The following is an 18,191-nucleotide window of genomic DNA, read 5'->3' on the forward strand; positions in this document are numbered from 1 at the left end:
ATTCTCTTTTATTTTATTTTATTTTTGCACCAGAACCAAAAATTTGGTTATGTACGAGTTTCAAGTAAAGATCAAAACGAAGAACGACAAATTCAGAATATGAAGGATTTAGGGATAGAAGATCGGGATATTTTCATTGATAAAGAATCTGGAAAAAATATGGAGCGAGAGAACTATCAAATGCTAAAACGTCTTGTTCGTGCGGAAGATACCATTGTATTTGATTCCTTAACAAGACTTGGGAGAAATATGAATGATACATTAGAAGAATTTAGGTACTATGAAAAGCATAGAGTAAATTTACAATTTATAAAGGAACCATATATTAACGTCAATTACACTGGAGAAAGTACAAATGATGTCATTCAGAGTGCAATTCAAAAAGCAACTCTTACAATATTATCGGCCTTTGCAGAAAAAGAGCGAATTGATATTAAACAACGTCAAGCTGAAGGAATTGCTCTTGCCAGGAAGCAAGGTAAACGTTTAGGACGTCCGCCTGTCGAAATAACAGAAGAATTTATGGATGCTTACAAGGAATGGAAATCTGGTTCAATTACAGCCGTAGGAGCTATGAAAAAGTATGGCATCAAACGTTCCTCATTTTATAAACTTGCCAAACAGTATGAGGAAAATTAAATTGTATATGTTTTGACATATTCATTTTAAAAAGAAGTAAAAACCTGTATTTCAAGCTGTTTTTTGATACTTTTTTCACTATTCCCCCTTTTCGAGGGGATGGGCAAAGAAACCCATGTTAGGATTGAAATCTTTTCGTACAGCTAAATCTATTCTTTCAGGAATAGAAGCGATGCATATCATTAAAAAAGGCCAACTTATTTTACGGGACAAGTCTGTCCAAAATGAAATGAAGTTTATTCATCAACTATTCGGAATGGCTGCATAAGAATAGATTCCATTAGGAATCTATATACCTCTTTCAAATAAATGCAATCTTTGCACCAGAACCAAAAAATTGGAGTCAACAATCCAAAAATTTAGTAATCAATAAATTTTTATTATCATTAGGGAAAAGTTTCATTAATTAGTTATTTCTCAGCTACGTAAATCAATACATATTAGACTACTGGAATAATATGAAAATCCTACGTTCAAAATAAAAGATGTCAATAGAGAGAGTCGTTGAGAGACTTATTGGTGAAATAGTGTAGTTTTCGGAGCTCACAGATACCACAGAATAATATCCTTCTAAAAATTATAAAAAGAGTGAAGTAGGATGGAACAATGGCAAATTTCAAAGCAATCGGGAAGGGAGATAAACAAACTCTTATTTCTATAAATAACAATAGGTTTCACTCGGATTTGAAATTACGTATACCCGAAGAAGACATGACTAATAAGGAATATGAAGTTTCATATGCAAGGAACTTAAAAAGGAATAGCGTACAAAACGATTTTCCCTCTCTATGATTGACACTTCTGTTATAAAAATTGAAAAGCTTTTAATGTAATGATTGATTCAAGCAAAGATTTGAAGTTAGGAGCTGTTTTAAATGATGATAGAATATCCTGAAAATTATGTATCGGTCCGTAACATTCGACAATCTGTATCCGCTTGTTCGGAGGAAATTGAGAATTTATCAAAGAATTATGGAGGCGGATGCCCACAAGAAGAAGCTGATTTCCAGTCCCGGAGGAAATTGCTTGAAATCAAGCGCCATCTTGCGCAGGCACACGAATTCTACCTCAAGAGTCAATACCAAAAGGCGATTGAAGAATACAAATTAGCTCAAGGTACCATTTACCGATTGCTGGACCCGTCTGTTCCGGAAGAAATTTGCTGCAGGCCAGAGGTACAATTTCCAGTTCATAACGACATGTTTTATCCACTGTTAACTGCAAGTCTGGAGTATGTTGAGGCGATAGCCCCTAGGAAGTTAAAAGCAATATTTGGTCCAGCAATGGAAGTACCTGAGACGTTTACACAATATAAAAATCTTGGGGTCCATGTTGCAGATGCATTCGATCGTTCTGTTCGTATCGACGGCGAAATGGGTATTTCCTATGCGAATAGAGGTCAGTGGGAAAGAGCCGAATTTTTCTTTATACGCGCATTAAAAAGGATTGATTATTCCGATGATTATCCCGAGGGGAATTTAGGAAGAGCTGCCATCATGTTGAGCTTAGCGGCCGTCTATATTAATATGGGAAGATTAGATCGAGCATTGAATTTTTTGGAAGAAGCAGTGAAAATTTATAGAGAAAACAATGATATGGTTGGAGAAGCCCAATATTTCTTTAACATGGCTGCGCTGTGCACCAAGAAAGGGAATACAGGGTCTGCCTCTGAGCTTCTTGAACAAGGAAATGAGCTCATTAAAAAGGCGCAAGGTTTGGACAGTAAAAGTGTCCAGCCTCCCGCGATGTCAGAAATCCAATGCGGTTCAATACAGCCATCTGATTTAAGTGATCTATATCAATCGAATGGATTGGCTGTCACCTATCGTCTTCCTGGAAAAGGAGGAGGATGGACAAAACAGGCGGTCGAAGTTAAAGCCAAGTCTTCTGAAAAAGATTATCCAAAAAAACTACGGTTTTTCTGGGCTGGAAAGGAAATTGAAGTTCTATGGGAATCAGGTGACCGCTTACCTGTTGATCAATTCGTAAATGATTTCTATGATCCACGTACTTCTTATGAAAGCCTGTCCGATCTTCGCTTCCCCGACGAACTTCCAAGCGATTTCGCAGTTCAGATTCCTCATGTTTATTTTTATGTCATACCTGTTGCACTTGGGGACTGTTACAATGCTTTAGGCGAGTTCGAGACAGCTGAATCTTATTACTTGGAAGCGGCAGACTACGAATACATAAACTCAAATCTAGAGTCTCCTGCACTATGGCTCAAATTAGCGGAAAATGTATTGGAAATGGGGGATCAATATTATAAAAACGATGAGTACCAATCTGCTTTGGATATTTATCGCAAGGTGATGGAGCCGCCGGGAACCACTCCTGTTGTTTGGCCTGAATCACCTTTATACAAACATCCGGCGTTAAAGTCTGTCGGTCAAAAGGTTGAGGAAATGCTGAAGGATTTTGATGCAAGTGGAGCGGGTGATTTAAATCCAACTCTAGCCATAATTGTGTTAACGGTTAGAAAACGTCTTACCCAATTACAGGCGGGCCTTGACTTTCTTGGTTTATCGTCGGATATCGTGCCGATTTGGAGTTTCGAATACTTACAAAACGCAGCCCGTTATTTTGCTCAGCAGGCTGTTCAAGCCGAACGAGAATTTATTAATTTTTTGGATCGCGGAGAAAATGAAGAGTTTTCCAGGCAGCAGTTGAATCAAGCAGCTAATATTGCAAATGCAGAGTATGGTTTAGCTGTAAAGCAGCGGGAGGCTGCAGAGGCAGAATTAGACGTTTGCAAAGCAGGACAAACATTGGCGACATCACGTCGTAACAATGCACAGCAAAATTACAACGATTACAACTCTATGAGTTGGGAAAGGATTTGGCTAAGTAGAGACAATGCATGGTTTTCCTCTGAAAACCCTTGGGAGTTAACTAGTCCGATAGGTGGTAATGGACCTAATGCGGGCAGGCATCTCCATGAAGTTATCGCTGATAAAACGGAGCGACTACAAACCATTACACGAGATTATGAACTTGCCTCCATGAAACGGCAAATAGAGGAATTGAAAAATGCCGAAGTTGTTGCACAGGCACAGGTTAAGGCGGCGAACGCTCAAGTTAATGTGGGATGGTATAACCAATATATCTCCAACTTACGGGAGCAGGCGGCAAAAGATAATATTAAGGCCTTTGACAATCAGCTTTTCACGCCAGAGGTCTGGAAGCGGATGGGTATTTTTATGCGCAATATTTCAAACAATTATTTTGATATGGCGCTTAGAGTCGCAAAAATGATGCAACGTGCGTATAATTTTGAAAACGACGTGAATCGCCAGATGATTAAGGCCGATTATTCCGCACAAACCGTCAAGGGAATGCTTGCTGGAGAAGCTCTCCTGTTGGACATTGACTCCTTTACCTACGACCAGATTGTAACGATTAAACGGAAGCAGATCCCAGTCAAGCAAACCATCTCACTGGTTGAACGATATCCGTTCTTGTTTGAAACTCAGCTTCGGCAAACCGGGCGGATGCAGTTTGAAACTCGTCTCGAAGATTTCGATCTAGCCTTTCCAGGAACATATGGAAGGAGAATTGAGAATGTTGAGGTGGAAATCGAGGGAATACTTCCTCGTTCCGGAATAAGAGGTACGCTGACAAACAACGGGATTAGCCGTTACCGGACTCAAGACATTAACCAAATAAAATTCCGAATTCAACCGAAAGAGACACTCTTGCTTTCAGAGTATCGCCTCAAAGAAGATGCATTCGTATTTCCCACGGATACACGCAAGTTAAAAATTTTTGAGGGCGCAGGAGTAGAAAGTACATGGACGTTGGAGATTCCGAAAGCAACAAATGACCTGGACTTTTATTCCATCACAGATATAAGAATAACCTTTTATTACAACGCTTTTTACGATCAAACATTGGAGGGTGCTGTAAAAGAGCAACTGGCCTCCTTCACAGGGGCAACTGTCCGCCAGAAATCAATACCATTACGTTGGGCGTACCCGGATGTGTTTTTTCATTTTCAGGATACCGGGAAGCTTGCGTTTTCTTTGGATTCAATTGATTTCCCCTTCAACGAACAAAATCCGCAAATTCGCAAGTTGGCGATGATGCTGATCACCGAACCAGGAATGAATCCTTCCAATTGGAAAATTCGATTTGGTGTCCCTGGTCATGCTGAACCCGTTGCTGCCAGCCCTAATGAAAAGGGAGAGATTGTGGCAGCATCCGGTCATCCATGGGAGCCTCTTGTGACGGGGAAAGCCATCGGAGATTATCTTATAGAAATCCGAGCGGAGGAGAATCCAGATCTTGTTGAAAATGGTGTGTTAAAACTTAATAAAATCCGCAATATCATTTTTATTCTTGAATATGAATACAAGCCGAGAACATAATGGGAGGTTGACGTTATGAGCAAAAAATCAGGAACAGCAGAACAGATACTCTCCTTACCTAAAGGAGGCGGTGCCGTCCAAGGATTGGGCGAAACATTTCAACCGGATTTGCATACCGGAACGGGATCTTACTCGATTCCGCTCGACATTCCTAATGGGCCTAACGATATAGCTCCCAAGTTGTCTCTTTTTTATCATACTGGAGCGGGCTCCGGTCCTTTCGGCATGGGATTCGATTTAAACCTATTTACGATACAACGTTCAATGGACAAGCATACCCCAACTTATCGTGCTCATGACCCTTTGATCCTAAAGGGCGGAGGAGAATTAGTGAACATTGGTGGAGGAAAGTACCGTTTAAAGGTAGATACGAATGGATGGCAGTTTACACGTGAAGGGGAAGGTTTTCGGATAATAGATAATGAGGGGAAATACTATCGACTTGGTGTAAGCGAAAATGCCCGTCTTTTCAACGAAACAGAGGGGAGCCAGAAAACATTAAGCTGGCACCTGGAAGAAGTGGAAGACAACCTCGGTTACAAGGTTAAGTACAGCTACCTCCGAGATGGAAACGAGCTTTATATACAACGGATCGATTATAGTATCTATACTGTCCGGTTCCACTATGAAGAAAGGCCGGATCCCCTTATAAACGGCCGTGCTGGTTTTATCATTACTACGCGGCTGCGCTGTAATCGAATAGAACTTCTGCTAAATACGTCTTCAAATGCACTTGTCAGGCGGTGGGATTTGACTTATGAAAAAACCTCCAATAACGGGTATTCTTTGTTGCATCAGATTAAACTGACTGGATTTGGTGAAGAGGGGGAAGCTGCTAGTCTACCGGTTCTCACGTTGGGTTATACAACATTTTCTCCCCGAAGGCTTGAACGATTTAATTCTGAGGTACCATACGCCGCTCCAGGATCAATGCAGGCAGGAAGGCTTGAATTAATTGACTGGGACGGGGATGGCCTCCCGGATTTGCTTGAGATTGGCGGCGGCATGGCTCGTGTATGGATTAACAAGGGCAATTGCATATGGGCTAACCCCCGTTCCATTGATCCTTTGCCTGTCCCAGTGGCCTTAAACGAGCGCGGTACTGCATTCGCTGATATGGAGGGGAACGGCACGGCTGACCTACTCATGATGGATCGTCCACTAGCCGGATATTATCCCCACAAGCCAAAAGGCGGGTTTGACCAACCTGTATTTTGGCGTTGGGCTCCAGATGTTCCTTTAAATGACCCCAATGCACGTCTTGTAGACCTAAATGGAGACGGCATTACTGACTTGCTTGTTACCAGGGAAAATCATTTTATCTTGTATTATCGCCAGCCGGGCGGAGGATGGGATAAGATTCCACAAACCATTCCACGGGATCAGGTGCCGCCGGTTTCCTTGAGTGATCCTCATGTGCATGTAGCGGATATAAACGGAGATGGTTTTCAGGATCTCGTACGGGTAGATGGATCGGGTGTCGTTTATTGGCCATATCTCGGAAACGGAATGTGGGGTACTTCCATTTATTTGACAAACCCGCCGGTTTTACAACGACAGTATGATCCGAAGAGAATGTTTTTTACAGATATCAATGGGGATGGATGTGCAGACCTGGTCTATGTCGATTTGGAACAAGTCATCTACTGGCAGAATGGGGGGGGAACTACTCTCAGCAATCAAGAGGTTATTCGTTATACTCCATCTGCTCAATTAGATCTAATTCGCCTTGCTGATATGAAAGGTTCCGGAACTGCAGGTGTACTCTGGTCTTATGTAGGAGCTACGGGCAGGAAGACGGATTATTTTTATCTCGATTTTACTGGAGGTGTTAAACCCTATTTACTAAACCGCATTGATAACGGGATGGGACTTGTTACCGAAATCGAATATGGAACGTCTGTGGCGGAGGCAACCAGAGATAAGGAAAATAAGATTGACTGGATGACTTTTTTGCCTTTTCCGGTCCCTGTTATTCGTTCGATACGAACAATTGATCAAGTCACCTCCAGTTGTTCATTATCCAGATATCGGTATCACCAAGGTCATTATGACGGCAAGGACAGGGAATTTGCAGGATTTGGTTTGACTGAAATTGAAGAGGCTGGAGACGAAGCAGTCAGCCCGATGCTCACCCGAAATTGGTACCATATTGGATTTGATCCGATAGACCCTGGCAGGCCTTTGACCGACAGTGAACGTGCCCGTCTGAAGGTGTTAAGAGGGAAGCTTTTGAAAACTGAAGTATGTGGGGTGGATGGCAGTCCTGAACAGGACAAACTCTACATGCAAACGGAAAGCATTTGGCGTGTTGAAGTGCTGATGGATGTGAACGGCATAGAAGTAGTAGCACCACGCCAGTTGGAAAATCGAACGGCTTTTTTCGAAAGGAAAGCAACGCCTTATCGGGTGACAGTTAATAGGAATCTTGCCTTTGATGAGTATGGCAATGTTATGGAACAGGAACAGCGGGCGGAAGACCCCCGCAATCCGGGTTTAAACCGTGTTATGACCACCTATACTACCTTTGCCGTTGATCCGACGGGAAGGTTCCGCAGTAAACCATCAAGGATGGTTCAACGTGATGAAAATGGCAACATTATCGCCGCATCCATCAGCTACTATGATGAGCTACAACAGGGACAAGTTGGCCCAAAAGGTCTACTAACCAAACAAGAAACACTTGTATTAACCGATGAAATTGTTGCTCAAGTATACGGGGTAAATGCACCTGATTTTCGAGAACTTGGTTATCATCGACGTAACGGTGAAGGAGGTTGGTGGATTAATCAAGTAACCTACACACGAACAGAAAATGCCAACCTGCTTCAAGGAACGATTACAAATGCAAGAGGAAGCACAACGAACCTCTTTTATGATATTCATAAAATACAACCGAATAAGATTATAGACGTCTTAGGAAATGTTACGGAAGCTCAAATTGATTATAGAGCTAATAAATTACAGTCGCTTACCGATGTAAATGGTGCTATTATTTTCAACCGGTATGACCCTTTAGGAAGGATTAAGTATACGGTAGAACCCGGAGCTAGTAGTGAACTGCCTACCACAATGTACACATATTTGACGGATAAAAAACCGGTCTGTGTCCTTACAGAGGAGCGCACTGTAAATGGAACCTCTGAACTTTTGCGAACCAAGGTGTACCTGGACGGGTATGGCCAGGTTCTTGAGGAAAGGGTAGTTGTCGATTCTAATGAAATTGTTGAACGAAGCCAGCTTTATTCGGTGCGTGGGTTTGTAAAACAACAATTTTTTCCATACGATGCGGTCAGCCAGGAATATACGGTTCCATCCAGTTCCTTCCTGCATCGCAAATTTCGTTATGATTCTATCGGCAGGCTAATAGAAGTAATCAATTCTGACGGAACTGTTCAAAAGCAGCGTTTTGAACCAGGTGCTGTTTTTCTGTACGACGAGGAGGACAACCGTATAGGCGGCTCTCATGCTGACACACCAACAAGACATACTTACGATCCTACAGGCCGAATTATGGAGGTCTCGCTTAATGAAGCGGGCAGATGGATTTCGACCCATTATGAATATGATATAAAGGGTAATCTGCTTGCCATGGTGAATTCAGCTAATCAGAGGACAGATTTTGTATATGACCTTATGGGACGCCGCCTTCGTACTGATAGTCCAGACTCAGGCACCTCAACATTTCTTTATGATGCTAACGGTAACCAGGTCGAAAAACGTGACGCTGGAAATGAAGCCGTACATTTTGAGTTCGATGAATTAGATAGACTTCGTCGCGTTTCGCTGCCTGCAACGAATGAAGTTACAACTTTGTACGTTTATCACGATATGAATCGTCCAGCTCCGCCGGAAGCGGGCAGTTTTTCCAAAGGAAGAGTGGTAAAAGTAATATACCAGAGCGGCGAGGAGACTTTTGGGTATGATGCGTTGGGGAGAGTTACCCGAAAGGAGATCAATCCATCTGGTCTGCAGGGGCAAAAGCTCCAATTTGATTATACTTACCGGGCGCGGGGAGAGATCGATTCCATTACTTATCCTAAGCCGGCTGCAGGTACAGGTCGGTTGCTTTTAAGATATGAGTATAACAAGCGGGGCATGCTCAAACGCATTCCGAATTATATCCGCCAAATAGATTATAATGAATCCGGGCAACGTACTCGCATTGAGTACGGAAATAAGGTTGTGACAACATACAACTATCATACACACGACTGCCGACTGAAGGATTTGCATACAACCTCAGAATCGGGTACAGTATTGCAGCATTTCAGCTATAATTATGATCAAGTCGGTAATTTGCTTGAGGTGACTTCGCCAGATCCAAAAACAGCGGCGAATTATATTTACGATAACCTGTATCGTTTAAAAGAGGCTGCCACTGAATCAGGAAACAACTGGATGTATCAATTTGATGACTTAGGTAACTTGACGTTCAAATCCGATGTAGGCCATTATGATTATGACTCACAAGGGTTGCTCGTTTCAGCAGGAGCAGACACATTTACTTATACCCGATCCGGTCAAATGTTAAGTGGGCCATGGGGAGAATCTCATTATGATTCCATTGGCCGCTTGATATCCGTTATAAGAGGAAGCGAAAAAATGCTCTGTAATTATAATCATGAAGGCCGGAGAGTACGGTTTCAAGTAAGTAGCGGGACGTCCTCTCAAGATATATATACTCCGGATGAGATGATTTCTATTGAAAACCAGAAGGCCTTCGCTTATATCATGGACGGTGCCGTCCGGGTTGCTCGAATCAATTTGGGACAGGAAGGGATTAGTTTTCTTCATGGCGATCATTTAGGTAGTACCACCTTAGTGACTGATTTTACGGGACATGTACTGCAACGTGTTTATTACGATCCTTTCGGTGCCGTGCTAGAAAATAAAATTATGAACGGTGAGGAAGGCACCAATTACCTCTATACAGGGAAATGTTGGGATAATTGGGCAGATTTGTTTTATATGGGAGCACGTTTTTACAATCCAAAACTTGGCCGGTTTTTGACACCAGATACGATCATACCGGAACTTTATCAACCGCAGGCATGGAATCGCTATAGTTACGTACAAAATAACCCACTGCGTTTTATTGATCCTACGGGGCATTTTTGGGAAGAAATCGGTAACTTTTTTGAGGGAAACTGGAAATACATTGTTGCTGCTGTCGCTGTTGTTGCGGTTGTTGCCCTCTCAATCGTCACTTTCGGTGCGGCAGGTGTGATTGCAGTAGGCATCGGAATGGCAATCGGTGGACTTGTAGGGGGTATTTCAGCAAGTGCAGCAGGAGGGGATATACTTTTAGGAGTTCTTGTAGGAATGGCTGTCGGTGGAGCCGCCGCATTAGGAGGATTAGGAATTGGAGCGGGGATGTCAGCGGTTCTTGGGGCGAAGGCGTTTTCAGCAACCGTGCTGACGGGTGCGTTATCTGGGGCCGTTAATGGTGCCGCGATGGGTTTTGCCGCAGGATTTGCCGGAGGACAAGGCACAGCAGGACAGATTTGGGAAAAAATGTTGCAGGGTGCTCTTGTAGGTGCGATTTCTGGTTCTGTATCTGGTTTCAACAGTTATTTATTTAATCAAGGTGCCCATGGAACTGGAAAATTAGCATTTACTATGAAAAATTTACTTAAGAATGCCGGAAGTGGTTTCACTACCGAGGTTACCGTTAAATTTGGCAGGGAACTTGCAGCGGGGAAAGGACTTGATCCGTTAAAGATTTTATCCGCGGGACTCGGGGGAGCAGCCTTAGGTAGCTTTATCAAATTTGGAGGAAATTCCGGCTTGCCCGTACTGAACTATTTAAAACCGGAGTATATTGGTAATGTCAACACTATTTTTGCTCAAGGTTCAAATGCCGTCTATGTACTTGATTATGCAGACGATTTATGGGGTTTACTGCTTCAAAATGATGTAGTTAAGTCAAAGGATACCCATCGATAAACCGGGCAGGTTCTAACCTCACAGGAGACAAGAAGGCTGCAAAGCAACTTTAAAAAGCTTTGCAGTCTTTCATGTTTTTAAGCCTCGAATCATAATATAATGAACCCAAGAATCTAGACACGAAATAAGGTTCTGGTGCAAATACTTAGGAAAGATATAAAGAGGCGAAAAGTTTCCTAGTGGAATCTATATACCTCTTTCAAATAAATGCAATCTTTGCACCAGAACCTAAAATACGTGTTTTGAAATGTAGCCAATCTACGGTTTTAATCAATCTTTTTTCAAAAACAAATATTAGAAGTGTTGATAAATCAACGTTTATAGCCTATTTTTGATCGAACTTTTTTATAAAGCTACATCAAACTTTTTTCAAAATGGATTCTTCTTATTTACCATATAATACGGGTTTGTGGAGTGTTTTTGATCAAACTTTATTTCAAACCAACAATAGTTGCTTACATCATACAATAATTATATGTGTCTCTCAAAAAAAATGATTCTATCTTAAATGTAGAAAAGCGTTTTCAAAAAATATGGTTCCTATTTTTATTTCAATCTTCCTTGCACCCAAGTAGCAATATCATTTATAACATACTCAGGGATATTAGCAGGACTATAATATTCATCCGGTTTACTTAATTCCCCATCTCCTTCTGTAAAGAAGTGATTTAACTTTGGATATAGTCGATAATCAACGTTATCTCGCTCTTTTAATTGTTCTTTCCAAAGAGGAATTTCGATTTTTGATTGAACTTGATAGTCTCTTTCTCCTTGAATAATAAGAAGCGGTGTCTTTTGTTCTTTTGACATTTCTGCTGCTTTAATTTTACGGATAGAATCCCAAAATACTGGTGATCCTAAATAAAAATCTTTTGGAGGATTCTGACTAGAGAAATTGGGATCATTTAATAATTCAAATTGCGATTTGTAAAATTTATATTCTTCAGGTTTCATTGCTCCAATAGAAAAAAGATACTCAAATTGATCTAAACCAACATCCTGGATCGTACGGGCTGGTCCTCCCATCACAATGGCCCCAGCAATATTTTGATCTTGGTCTTTTTCGATCATTTTCGGAAGCATCAGTCCACCTTGACTATGACCAAGAATATAAATTTGATTCTTATCTATCATAGATTCATTTTGAAGAAAACGAGTCGCAAGAAGTGCATCATCTGTTGTCTCTTTATCAACTGTATAAAAAGGACTAAATTGTGTTTTCAATCCATGTTCATAGGTTCGTTTATTATAGCGAAGGACAGCAATTCCTTTCGAGGCAAGACCTTCAGCTAAATCGCGAAATGGTTTTAAAGCAAACGCTGTTTCATCCTGATCGGTTGCTCCAGATCCTTGAACAAGAATAACCGCTGGGAAAGGACCCTTTCCCTTTGGAACAGACAATGTTCCTGGTAATGGAAACGCACCACTTCCAACTACTACTTCTTTATCAATAAATGATTCAGGCTTACTATATGATGGACGCTCTGCAACAGGACTAAACGACATGCTAAGTTGAAAATCATCTATTTTTCCAGATGGATCTAATTTAATTAGTAAGGGCACAGTAAATTGTTCAAAAACTAATTCTATCTCTACATTTGTATGAATGGAATTTGTCTCTTTTTGTTTTACATCTCCAATTCCAATAAAAGAGCCTGCTTGTAATTGCACCGGGAGTCCCTTCCAATAACTCTCTAGCCATTTTTCAGTTATTACCTTCTGTAACGGTCGAGAAGTTAAATCAAATGCAGATTTATAATTTTCAGTATGCATATAACGGATAAATGTAAGAGTAGTAGATATAACAGGATTTTCATCAACCATATTGTCTATTTCTTTTATATTTGTGTTGGTGTTTGTTTCTTTTAATGTCGAAATAAATTTTGGGTTAAACGGATTATTAAATGTATTGGGATATAAACTTGTTTTCAATACATCCGTATTCCGTCCCTCATATAAACTTGAAGAACTCGCGAAATTTTTAGGTGAAATTACTTCCTCCGCATATGAAACAGAAGGAATAGTTATCGCACAAATTGTACTGACAAGTAATAACTTTTTCCCTATTCGTCTTTTCGTGCTCATATTTATTGATTCTCCTTTTAAAATTAAAATTTTTTAATACAACATTCCTAGTACTATACGGAAAATAAAAATTATCAAAGAGATTAATAATCTACTTTACGATCCCCCCTAACAAGTTAAAAAGCAATCATAAACAACTTCAATAGAAACTCGCTTCTCCCTCTTTTTTTGGGCTGAATTTCTTGAGTAAAATGGAAGGGCAGTGCGGAATCACATATAACTGACCAAAGGTAAGCCTGCATCATACAGTGAATATAAAATAACATTCCAAGAGAAATGTTATTTTTGATGAATGCTGATATTTAGGTGTTTTTTAATTAAGAGTTTTTAATATTAAAATTTCAGATTTTATATAATTTCACGTATCGTAAATAAAATATAATTTTATGAACATAAGTAAACAGGTTCTGGTGCGAAAATAATTCACTAGAAACATAGAACGGCAAGTTCCTGTCAACTTGGAGATTAAGCAGCTAATCCAAACAACTTATGAATGAATTCAACCTCATTTTGGGCAGACTTTTCCCGTTGATGAGGTTGATCTTTTCTAACCATATGCATAGCTTCAATACCGCTCAGAATAGAAGTGGCTGTTCGAAATGACTTGAATCCGGTTCTGGTGCAAAAACTTTGAAGTATATGAAAATGGTCTATCAAACTTGGAAATACTGATAGTACTACTCTATAAAAGGTGTGTGATCAGTATGGAAAAGGAGAATATATTTAAGTGGAAACATTATCAACCAGACATCATCTTGTTAACTGTACGTTGGTACCTACGGTACAACTTAAGCTTTCGTGATTTGGTGGAAATGATGGAGGAACGAGGGTTATTCCTGGCTCATACAACTATTATGCGATGGGTACATCATTATGGGCCGGAGTTTGATAAACGAATTCGACGTCATCTCAAACAAACGAATAACTCATGGAGAGTGGACGAAACATATATAAAAGTAAAAGGACAATGGATGTATTTATATCGTGCCGTTGATTCTGAAGGAAACACGATTGACTTTTATTTGAGTAAATCTAGAAATCATAAGGCTGCAAAGCGATTCTTCAAGAAAGCTTTGCGGTCTTTTCATGTCTCAAAACCTTGTATCATCACGGTTGATAAGAACCCTGCTTATCCAATTGCTATCGAACAGTTGAAGAAAGAAAAAAGGATACCAATAGGCACCAAAATCCGAAGGATAAAATATTTAAATAACATAGTAGAACAAGATCATCGTTTTATTAAAAAACGTATACGCTCTATGTTGGGATTTAAATCATACAAAACATCAGCCTCTATATTGAGTGGTGTTGAAGCCATGCATATGGTCAAAAAAGAACAAATTGATTTGCAGGATCAGTCTGTCCAAAATCAGAATATTTTTATCAACCAGCTGTTTGGATTAACTGCTTAACAGGTGATTCCGTTAGGAATCCTTGGTTCTTTTTTATTTATCATCTTTTTGCACCAGAACCGTGTGAGCCATCGACAAGCCTCGTTCTTCCATCATTGCCACCAAGTTACGAAAACTAAGGTTGTACCGTAGGTACCATCTCACTGTTAACAAAATAATGTCAGGCTGATAATGTTTCCATTTGAATAAATTTTGCTTTTCCATAACTGAATACCATCCCTTTTCTAGAGTGATAGTATCAGTATATCCAAGATTTAGAGATTAGTTTCGAGTCAGCTGAAATTTTTGCACCAGAACCCTGTATTTTCTGTTCGAATGTTTTACCCGCAAATTCGTAGGTATAAATTGATTATTCAAATTCCTTAACTAATTAAAGATGGTATAAATACTTTTGGAGTTGTGAAAAATAATATCGCTAGCTAAGATCTGGTGCGACTTTTTATATTATTGCCTCTCCATTACTTTTTAAGAGGCAATCAACCGATTCAGTCAAACTACCTTTATGTTTCCTTTATAGATGAGACATGCGGGCTAGTTATAATTATCGCCATGATATTTTAGAAACTATATATTTAGTTAGCGCAAATTTTAAAAGCTAGGAGGATTTATTATGGATGAAAAAAAAGAAAAAATACAAGTAACTATAGAAGTTGAACCCGATACGGAGGTTACAATCAAACCTATTGCAGCAGAATTGGCCAAAAAAGGAGATGTTAGAGCTGGGATAACGGGAACAGCTTCAGCTTCTGTTACCGATCAAGGTCATGCTGATGTTGATGTAGATGTTAAATTGATGTAGATGTTAAATTAGCATAGAAACTGTGAGAGGGTATATTTAGTTAGTGCAAATTTTAAAAGTAAAAGAGGATTTATTATGGATGAAAAAAAAATACAAGTAACTATAGAAGTTGAACCCAATACGGAGGTTACAATCAAACCTATTGCAGCAGAATTGGCCAAAAAATCGATAACCGAAGGAGATGTTACACTTAGAGCAACAAACACAGCGTCTGTTAACGAACAAGGTTTATATGATATGGATGTTGATAATTTTGACATTTAAATTTAATAATCCTTAACTACTTACTTAAGGTTGGAATATCTCGTTTTCCAACCTTAACCTATAAATTTTGTAAGGAGAACTTTTCATGATTTTATTGTTTGGTCAGAATATTGACCCCCACGTTCAAAAGATAAAGGAATTACTAGATGAAGTTGATATTGAATATTGTATATTTGACTATCAAAATCGTTATGAAAGTGATTCCATTACGTATTGTATAAATGATGGTAAATTCGATTTAAGTTTTTCTACAGAAAACAAAGATAAAATCATTCATAATAATGATATCCATTCAGTGTGGTGGAGAATGAAACCACCACTCATTCAACCAAAGGAAACTGTGGAAACTTTGCGTTATGAAGATTTAAGAAATCGAGAATGGTTTCATGTTCTGAGACCACTTTATGAAAATACAAATGCTAAGTGGATAAATAAATTAGACTCTCAATATACGGCTTCTCATAAAATATACCAATTGGGTAACGCAGTAAAAATGGGTTTTTCAATACCAAACACTATAATTTCAAATGATTTTGATGAAATAGAAGATTTTATAAGAAAACACGATTCCCATTCGGAAGTCATTTACAAGCCATTAACATATTTTTGGGAACCTCCTGGTAAAATAACAACAACGACGGTCGTATCATTAGATTTATTAAATAAAATAAGTTCGTCTGTTAAAGTTACCCCGGGAATTTACCAAACCCGGATACAAAAAAAATATGAACTGAGGATTACAATAGTAGGGGAAATGGTATTCGCCATAAGAATTGATACACTGGGTATTCCTGAAGCTGAACTAGACTGGAGAACTCATACTTTTAATGTAAAATACTCTAAATTTGAAATCCCCAACGCGTTAAAAACATCCTTATTGAAGTTGCATAAATCATTTGATTTATTTTATGGAGCCTATGACTTTATAGTAACAGAGGATGATAACTGGATTTTTTTAGAAGTAAATCCGGGAGGTCAATGGCTTTGGCTAGAAGAAGAGACAGGTATGCCGATTTCGAAAGCGTTGGCTGAATCTTTAATTATTAAATAAAATTGTGGAAATTACATAAAAGGATTGAATAGAAAGTATCATCTTTAAACAGGTACGGCAAGAATTCGTTACTTTTGGAGCCACAAGGGTAAAAATGACATAGAAGATGTCTTATACGTCATTTTTGAATGAGATCGGCATAAAAGATCCCGTAAATCCATCAGTTAACGAAAAGAAAAAGTGACGTAGAACTTCATTAATAGCTCAAATCACTATTGTTTTTCGTGAATGGATCAAAAAAGAAGTAATTCTTGCCTCATCCCTAAAATGTTGTTTTAAAATTTCATTACTTACATACCGACAAATCCTTAAAACTTTAAATATTAAATCAACAAAAATTAATTTACAGGAGAATTTTATGCGGTCACCAGAATACGTCAATTAAGTCTGGTGGGCCTAGATGCACCCTAACATGAAACCTCGTGTCTAGTAAACATGAGGTAATTCTTCTTTTTATAGAGAGCCTATAAAGCTCAAAGTTGGACGCTCCAAAGAACTATCCGATTAAGAAGGGAAAAATACCAATGGAGATCTCACCAGAATTAATTGCGGCCGTGGAACTTGCCAAATGGCCAATTTTAGCCTTGCCAGGAGTTGTAGGAATAGGAATCGGTTTACGGGAAGAAAACGGTGTGCTGTTTGACGACGAACTGGCTATTCGTGTTCACGTTTCAGATATTTCTAAGGTACCATCCGGTATACCGGATGTAGTGGGAGGTGTCGGCGTCTGTATCATAGAGTCAAACTTCAAACCTTACGAAGAAGAATGCTGTTTACCCGAAGTATCAGAGGATATCAGCCGACAGAGTCCAATAGTGGGAGGAGTCAGGATCATTAATCCTTATGGTAGGGGAGCGGGGACTCTCGGCGCAGTGGTCCAGGACTCTGAAACGGGCGAACTCCTCGGGTTGAGCTGCACACATGTGGTTCATATGGTAAATGAAGAGATCTGGCAGCCAGATCATCCACCTTTGGTACATGGGGTGGGATTCTCTCAAGATGACCTTATAGGCCGTGTTGAGCGGATAGACTTCCCCCAAACTCAACCTCTTCCGTTCTCACCGATTTTGGTGGGCCTCGTGGATGCAGCGGTTTTCAAGTTGGGCCCCGCACTCGAGCATGGACGCGATTTGTCTCCGGCAATCATCGGCCAGAACGCTCCGGACATTTTGATTGATCGTATCACGGCAACAGATTTGTCGCCTCAGCCCCTGGAAGATCCGTTAAATCCGTTAAAAGCACAAGTTCGCAAGCGAGGTTTCAAGACCCGCGTGACTGAAGGTAGGATTATTGAGAGCTATGCAACGTATCAATGGACTGCAGGGCCATCATCGAATATGTATCTTATTGAGCAGTCCTGTATTCAAGGGATAAGAAGCGCAAGCAATCCAAGTGGGGTATTCGCTTGTGCAGGAGACTCGGGATCTGTGATTCTGAAAATAAATGAGCCCACTGCTGTCGGACTGCTGTGGGGAGGTAGTGACTGCGGAACACGCGCGGTTATGTCGCACATTCGTAATGTTGAGTCTCAACTTAAAGTCAACATTGTATGGAAATGATGAAGTAGTCATTAACTCGAGAAGAGCTCGAAAAGGTTCTGGTGCAAAAATAAAATAAAAGAGAAT

At 39.9% G+C, this 18,191-nt stretch carries 9 protein-coding genes and 3 pseudogenes; 9 read left to right on the forward strand and 3 right to left on the reverse strand.

The annotated features are described in order from the left end of the window. From CN326_RS09700 to CN326_RS09720, 4 genes and pseudogenes are all read left to right on the forward strand, one after another. Entirely contained in the window at positions 1-639 is a 639-nt protein-coding gene (locus tag CN326_RS09700) for a recombinase family protein (RefSeq protein ID WP_255258119.1), read from the forward strand. A gap of 109 nt (positions 640-748) precedes the next feature. Next, positions 749-907 (forward strand): annotated as a pseudogene (locus CN326_RS09705) (IS6 family transposase); the annotation flags it as partial. 607 nt (positions 908-1,514) lie between these two features. Next, positions 1,515-5,006 carry a Tc toxin subunit A-related protein gene (locus tag CN326_RS09715; RefSeq protein WP_098308700.1) on the forward strand — a complete coding sequence of 1,164 codons (3,492 nt, stop codon included), beginning with the start codon at positions 1,515-1,517 and terminating at the stop codon, positions 5,004-5,006. 15 nt (positions 5,007-5,021) lie between these two features. Next, positions 5,022-10,955 carry a toxin TcdB middle/N-terminal domain-containing protein gene (locus CN326_RS09720; RefSeq protein ID WP_098308702.1) on the forward strand — a complete coding sequence of 1,978 codons (5,934 nt, stop codon included), beginning with the start codon at positions 5,022-5,024 and terminating at the stop codon, positions 10,953-10,955. A 546-nt stretch (positions 10,956-11,501) separates the two neighbouring features. Here CN326_RS09720 and CN326_RS09725 read toward each other — a convergent pair. Both CN326_RS09725 and CN326_RS25065 read right to left on the reverse strand, forming a co-directional pair. Further along, positions 11,502-13,040 carry an alpha/beta hydrolase gene (locus CN326_RS09725; protein ID WP_098308704.1) on the reverse strand — a complete coding sequence of 513 codons (1,539 nt, stop codon included), beginning with the start codon at positions 13,038-13,040 and terminating at the stop codon, positions 11,502-11,504. 465 nt (positions 13,041-13,505) lie between these two features. Next, positions 13,506-13,691 (reverse strand): annotated as a pseudogene (locus CN326_RS25065) (IS6 family transposase); the annotation flags it as partial. 53 nt (positions 13,692-13,744) lie between these two features. Here CN326_RS25065 and CN326_RS09735 point away from each other — a divergent pair. Next, positions 13,745-14,452, forward strand: coding sequence for an IS6 family transposase (locus CN326_RS09735; RefSeq protein WP_098308706.1), 708 nt, complete (start codon positions 13,745-13,747; stop codon positions 14,450-14,452). A 48-nt stretch (positions 14,453-14,500) separates the two neighbouring features. Here CN326_RS09735 and CN326_RS09740 read toward each other — a convergent pair. Beyond that, positions 14,501-14,656 (reverse strand): annotated as a pseudogene (locus CN326_RS09740) (IS6 family transposase); the annotation flags it as partial. A gap of 406 nt (positions 14,657-15,062) precedes the next feature. On the opposite strand from CN326_RS09740, the gene CN326_RS09745 reads away from it, so the two are divergent. The 4 genes from CN326_RS09745 (at position 15,063) to CN326_RS09760 (ending at position 18,125) form a co-directional block, all read left to right on the forward strand. Further along, positions 15,063-15,251 carry a hypothetical protein gene (locus CN326_RS09745; RefSeq protein ID WP_098308708.1) on the forward strand — a complete coding sequence of 63 codons (189 nt, stop codon included), beginning with the start codon at positions 15,063-15,065 and terminating at the stop codon, positions 15,249-15,251. 75 nt (positions 15,252-15,326) lie between these two features. Then, on the forward strand, positions 15,327-15,515 hold the full coding sequence (locus CN326_RS09750) for a hypothetical protein (RefSeq protein WP_098308710.1): 189 nt from the start codon (positions 15,327-15,329) through the stop codon (positions 15,513-15,515). An 85-nt stretch (positions 15,516-15,600) separates the two neighbouring features. Then, positions 15,601-16,566, forward strand: coding sequence for an MvdC/MvdD family ATP grasp protein (locus tag CN326_RS09755; RefSeq protein ID WP_098308712.1), 966 nt, complete (start codon positions 15,601-15,603; stop codon positions 16,564-16,566). Between the two features lie 524 nt (positions 16,567-17,090). Beyond that, complete coding sequence (locus tag CN326_RS09760; RefSeq protein ID WP_098308714.1) at positions 17,091-18,125, forward strand: hypothetical protein; 1,035 nt, start codon at positions 17,091-17,093, stop codon at positions 18,123-18,125. Positions 18,126-18,191: the final 66 nt, after the last annotated feature.

This window comes from Bacillus sp. AFS018417 (assembly GCF_002560985.1).
Classification (GTDB): Bacteria; Bacillota; Bacilli; order Bacillales; family Bacillaceae_G; genus Bacillus_A; species Bacillus_A rhizoplanae.